Genomic DNA, 5,268 nt, shown 5'->3' with positions numbered 1-5,268 from the left:
GCTGCCAGCGATGTTGCCTTTATCGAACTTCCTTGGACGTATGCCGATTGCGATCAGGCAGAAAGCCGGGCGCACCGTATCGGGCAGAAAGATTCTGTAAACTGTTACTATCTGCTTGGCCGTCGGACGATCGACCAGAAGCTCTACAGGATTATCGAAGAAAAGAAGCATATCAGTAATGCCGTATTGGGAGCTGAAGACAATATCCAGACGAATATTGTTGATATGATGGCAAATCTTTTTGATACAAACGAAGAGGAGGAATAAGAAAGGCAGCGCCTCACAGCGCCACCCCCTTGCAACCGGAAACAAATATATCAAATAAAGACGACTATGGCAAGTGAGGCATTGAATAAATATATTGAGAAACGTTACGACAGGTGGCTGGATTACGCTAAGTATCACTGCTCACTTGCCGGAATGACAGACGAAGCTATTGATGTATTAAACGAGGTAATATGTATGCTGCTTCAAAAGCCCCCGGAGCTCCTCTCCCGGCTTATGGAAACCCCAAAAGGTGGATATACCGAACTTGATTGGTATATCCTGCAAATGATAAAGCTAAACGTTACCTCTGACACATCTCCCTACCGGCATAAATACAAGCCTATTCCAATAGATGAGAATGTGGATTGGCGACGGCTGAATATCATCGACGAACCCGACGACAGTCCGGATCGTACCGAATACATCCGGGAACGTATGCAGGATGTCCGGAACATAATCGATCAATTAGGCTTATCCGAAAAAGCCAAACGGATCTTCGCTTGGAAATTCTTCGCCGGAGAGTCTTTCGCCGACTGGCCGGGGCCGGAAAGCCGGAAGGAGTTGTATGAGACCTATAAAAGTGTTTTCAATGCGGTGATGGATAAGAAGGAAGGAAAACTGTTGTTTTAAATGTCGGGGATTGATAGCTTGGCCATATCAATCCCCGATATTTCATTTATACTCAGTTTAAGATTTCCTCCTCCCAGCGACCCAAATTCAACATATCCCAACGAGGAGTTCCGTCAGACAATTCATTTTCCGATACACCGTATACGGAAAAGCTCTCATTGGCGAACTTGATCCGGGCTATCTCATGGGGGCTTGTGGGGTAATGATGGAAAACCTCTATTTGAAATCAGAGACTATCATAAGTGATCGAACTCCCTGCTTTATTCCTTAGAGGAGCGTCCTTTTTCCGAGCATCAGTAATTACAGGGATTTGCTTCTTTACGAACTCTAACACTAAGGGAACTATCTTAAGCTGATCCTGAAAATAAATTATGGTACTTTGATTTTCGGCTGTTGCAAGCTGCTTTTCACATTCTTTTCTATATGTTTCAACGAAGAAAATAAGCCTATCAACATTAAATTGGCCAAGTAATGCATTTATAAGAGTATCGTAAAATTCAATAAAATCACCCTGAGATCGCAATTCTATGCCTTTTTTTTCAACCTTATCTAAGTCATCTAATCCCAAAGAATCCTTTACATTCGGAAATAGGGATAAGGTAACCGCATTTTCTATAACACATGCCACATCCTGAAAGGGAATACCCTTAGGCTCATTTTTCTTATACACGGTTTGATAGTCTCCGGATATACCTCGATAGTCCGTAATGGCGATTCCAGGTGCCCCGCAAACGTTAATCCCTGGAAACGCAGCTCCGATCTCAGCTATAACAGATGGAACTTCACCACCAGGCGAGGTGGCCGCATCGCAACTGGCAATATATATGTATTTGGCCTTTTCTATATTTGCTATCTTTTTTAATCCATCTATGATCTCAGACGGGCCAAAATCACCAACTTTACCAGGTTCACCATGTGTTGTCAATATAATCCCCTCGCTTCCATCCTTTTTTATACCATATTTGCTCGGTGTACCACCTAGTAGCTCCCCTAATGTAAGCAGCACGCCTCCTGCCTTCTGATGTTGGAATGATATGTCCGCAGCTATCACGGAATCAACTTCTACAGGATCAGAGCCAACGATTACCATCCTTTGAGCAACATGGTCATTCCTCATGAGTCCTTTGGTTTCATTTATAGTCATGAAGCTAGATCTATTATCAACAATATGCCCACCACTGCCTTTCGATGGTTGTATTACCCGGGAAGTTCTCTCTTTATATTGTCTCTCTGCTTTCATGATCATTAAATTTAAGTATTTCCCAAATGTAGGGAATTATTTTGGAAATGCAAAATACACAAAAACCGCCCCACCTTCACAGGCAGGGCGGCTACACTATTAACTTAATCTATGAACAAAAAGAAACTACTTTCGTCTTTTAACGAGCCAAACAAGCAAAAAGGCTGCAACACATCCTAAAGTCAATACCCACCACGCCCATGAGGGAACAAGCCGGGAATCTTTTTTGACATCCTCTTTTACTGTTTCGGAATCCTGAATCTTTATATCTTGTTTTTTGACTTGAATAGCATTAGATCCTGATTGAACTTTTGTACTATCCGATTCATTTTTCTGCCTGCTCATATCTATCTCGGTAGTTTTAGTCGGATATTGCCTGCCGATGCTATCCGGCTGAGACCAGTTTGTTATAATAATTTTGGCGTTTAGCATCTCTTCAGACAGACATAATTCCGTCCGCTCGAGCTTGTCCCGCCAGAAAAGGCTATCCGAAAGCTCAATTTTAGCCTGCCGGTATCGCTCCGCCTCTGTGGATCGCTTCGAAGTTCCACAAGAGCAGAGAACACAAAGTATTATGACGTACCAGGCTTTCATTAGTACCTCCCTTTCAGATATTGCTTCCGATTCTGGCCGGAGAGTTTCAACGATAAATGCACGAACGTACTGTACTGGATGCACTGATCAAAATCCAGCCCAGACCGCCGGAGACAATCGACCAGGTACGCCGGGTGCTCACAGGCTACATCCGCTGCCTCTCCCTTCGTGTGTTGGCTGGTTGGCACACCTCCAACGGCTTTATTCAGTTCTGGACACCGGTAGCCGCTATTGATAACCATCCGCTTTCCGTACTTCTCCCGGAGAGGTTGCAACAGGTTTACTACCAGGTTCTCGATCGCTTTCACTTCCCGCACTCCCGGATCATTAGCAATACCTTCCTGTGTCGCTGTGTTGCTACGGGTAAACTCTTTCAATTCAAAATTTTCACTGATTTTCATTTTCTTTCCTCCTTTTTAATATCCGTTTTGCGGTTCACGATCACCGCATTTTTTCTTTTCACATCTCTTTAAAGCAAGTTCGAGCTTTACATCCGAATAGCTCTCTTTCAAAGTAAAAAGCTCATCCTGTACCTGCCGAAGCCTTCCGGTTTGCTCAACGAACCGTTCCACCTTATCGGATAGCTGCTTTTGCAGAAACTCATTATATTCACGCAAAGCTTTAAATTCTTCTGCATCCGCATGAGCATCTTCAATGCGTGCATTTGTCTTCCGGGTAGTCCAGAATTTGATTCCCCATTTTATCGCCTCAAAACCTCCCAGCGTCCCGATTATCGTTAGTATATCGGTTAATTCCACATTCACTTCACACCTCCTTCGTTTTATTTGATTACCTTTGTTGTCGGTTAATTTGTTGCCAAATTGTTTGGCATGATTTCAAATTTAAAGGTTCCCGCCTCCGGTCTGTGAAGATTGGAGGCGGATTTTTATATTATTCGACTGGTTGCACCACATCAGCAAGCGGTTCATCCAAGATCTTCACATACGTCGGCATCGTGAACTCGGAGAACATCCCGTTGCGGTCGATGAAGTCAACTCGCTCTTTGAGATATGACAGTTCTTCATCTGTCAAGTCTATATCTGTTGTTTCCGTTATGGCCGCTGCATCTGTAAAACCTATGTTGATCTGGCCACCTCCTAAGTCTTTAACGACAATTCGTTTCTGATCAACCTCCGAAATGGTAATCTTACGATCGATCGAGACTTTCAGTTCCATGTTTTTTCTCGTGTCAAACTGCGGTAACACGGTGTTGAGTATTAATACCCGGTCTTTTAATGTTAAGTTCATATTCTTTTATTCTATATATAATAAACCTGTTGCACTATCCTATTTCACATTATATTTTGTTCCAGATGCGTCTAAATCATTAACCTGAACCAACGATGGCAATTGACTTGCTTTTATGCAAGTCCTAAATATCCATGATGCATCTGATTTAAAATGTCTAACAAAAAATCCTATTTCCCTATAAGCCGTTGCGTCTGGATTGTATTTCATTACAATAAAACCACCAACATTGTCTAAAATTCCTTGATAAGTTTTTTGAATTTCTATTCCTTTAGCTTCCCTTGCAGCAAACAACCTAACATAGTTATTGCTCCAGGATTTGTCGGTTAAATAAATACTTGAAAAATCAGAACTACCACAAGTGATATTTATAGCATTTAACATTTTGACATTAACATCTCCACTTTGATCAACTCTAAAATCAGCACTTTCTGGAACTGATCCACCAGCCCAAAATCTTATTGAACTATTAGATGTACCATATCCAATAATCCCAGCTTGTCCATTTCTTAATGAAATAGCATTATTTGCCGTAATAGTCCCATTTGAAATCACGTTACCTGAACTATCAACAGTAAAAGTTGGAGAAGTAGGTGGTTGTCCATTCGCCCCGGCTGTTCCTCCAGACCAAATACGAATCGTACCGGAAGCGGCCATTCCTCCTGTGCTTCCAAAAGCAATTGCGCCTGTAGTTATAAGTCCACCGTTGATCTCCGTTATCGTATTGTCATACTTCGAAGCAAGAACCCATGAAGAACCATTATATCTATAAATATTCACTCCGTCCACCCATAAGTCATTTGTCCGCATACCGGATGTTGGAGCCGTCGTTTGATAAAATACCCTTGCCTTGTTATTTGCAGTCAATTGGGCGGTGTTAGCTGCATTTGAAGCATTCTCTGCATCCGCCAAGGCATCATTTATCCCATCATACAACGGTTGTAGGTTAGGGCGGTCGGAAATATTATTATAACCGGATGTTCCGGAGGTGAACTTGATTTTTCCCTCAATTGTAGCACCATTGATCGTCGTTATCTTTGCATTCAACAGATCGATCACCAACCGGGCTAACTTGTCCTTTATCAATCCTGTTGTAATCGTCTGGCCGGCTATCTCGGTATATCCATAATTCGGGAGCCAGGAACGTACGCCATCCTCAGGAGTATTCAACACCCCCACCCAGAAATGATAGTACCCTGTTTCATCCTCTAACTTTATCTGCCGTTCACTGACATATATTGAGCCATTTTTCCCTTCTTTAGGACATTTGGCATAGACATAATAGGCAA

Annotated in this window: 6 protein-coding genes and 2 pseudogenes; 2 read left to right on the top strand and 6 right to left on the bottom strand. The window is 42.5% G+C overall.

All coding sequences use genetic code 11. The annotated features are described in order from the left end of the window. Both H8S65_RS20560 and H8S65_RS20555 read left to right on the top strand, forming a co-directional pair. A pseudogene (locus H8S65_RS20560) lies at positions 1-267 on the top strand (DEAD/DEAH box helicase); the annotation flags it as partial. A 66-nt stretch (positions 268-333) separates the two neighbouring features. Next, positions 334-897: a hypothetical protein gene (locus H8S65_RS20555; protein WP_186931680.1), complete on the top strand. Its 564-nt coding sequence runs from the start codon at positions 334-336 to the stop codon at positions 895-897. A 226-nt stretch (positions 898-1,123) separates the two neighbouring features. Here H8S65_RS20555 and H8S65_RS20550 read toward each other — a convergent pair whose 3' ends face one another. The 6 genes and pseudogenes from H8S65_RS20550 to H8S65_RS20525 all read right to left on the bottom strand — a co-directional run. After that, positions 1,124-2,137, bottom strand: coding sequence for a hypothetical protein (locus H8S65_RS20550; protein WP_186931679.1), 1,014 nt, complete (start codon positions 2,135-2,137; stop codon positions 1,124-1,126). 126 nt (positions 2,138-2,263) lie between these two features. Beyond that, a complete protein-coding gene (locus H8S65_RS20545; RefSeq protein ID WP_186931678.1) occupies positions 2,264-2,731 on the bottom strand; it encodes a hypothetical protein in 468 nt (155 codons plus the stop codon). Further along, positions 2,731-3,132 (bottom strand): D-Ala-D-Ala carboxypeptidase family metallohydrolase, encoded by a 402-nt coding sequence (locus tag H8S65_RS20540; protein WP_186931677.1) that lies wholly within the window; start codon positions 3,130-3,132, stop codon positions 2,731-2,733. The genes H8S65_RS20545 and H8S65_RS20540 overlap by 1 nt, the downstream gene beginning before the upstream one ends. Before the next feature lie 15 nt (positions 3,133-3,147). Further along, entirely contained in the window at positions 3,148-3,495 is a 348-nt protein-coding gene (locus H8S65_RS20535; RefSeq protein WP_186931676.1) for a hypothetical protein, read from the bottom strand. Positions 3,496-3,622: 127 nt separating this feature from the next. Next, positions 3,623-3,979 carry a hypothetical protein gene (locus H8S65_RS20530; protein ID WP_186931663.1) on the bottom strand — a complete coding sequence of 119 codons (357 nt, stop codon included), beginning with the start codon at positions 3,977-3,979 and terminating at the stop codon, positions 3,623-3,625. Between the two features lie 39 nt (positions 3,980-4,018). Beyond that, a pseudogene (locus tag H8S65_RS20525) lies at positions 4,019-5,268 on the bottom strand (hypothetical protein); the annotation flags it as partial.

The organism is Parabacteroides hominis, from assembly GCF_014287585.1.
Classification (GTDB): domain Bacteria; phylum Bacteroidota; class Bacteroidia; order Bacteroidales; family Tannerellaceae; genus Parabacteroides; species Parabacteroides hominis.
This window is presented reverse-complemented; position numbering and strand designations above follow the sequence as displayed.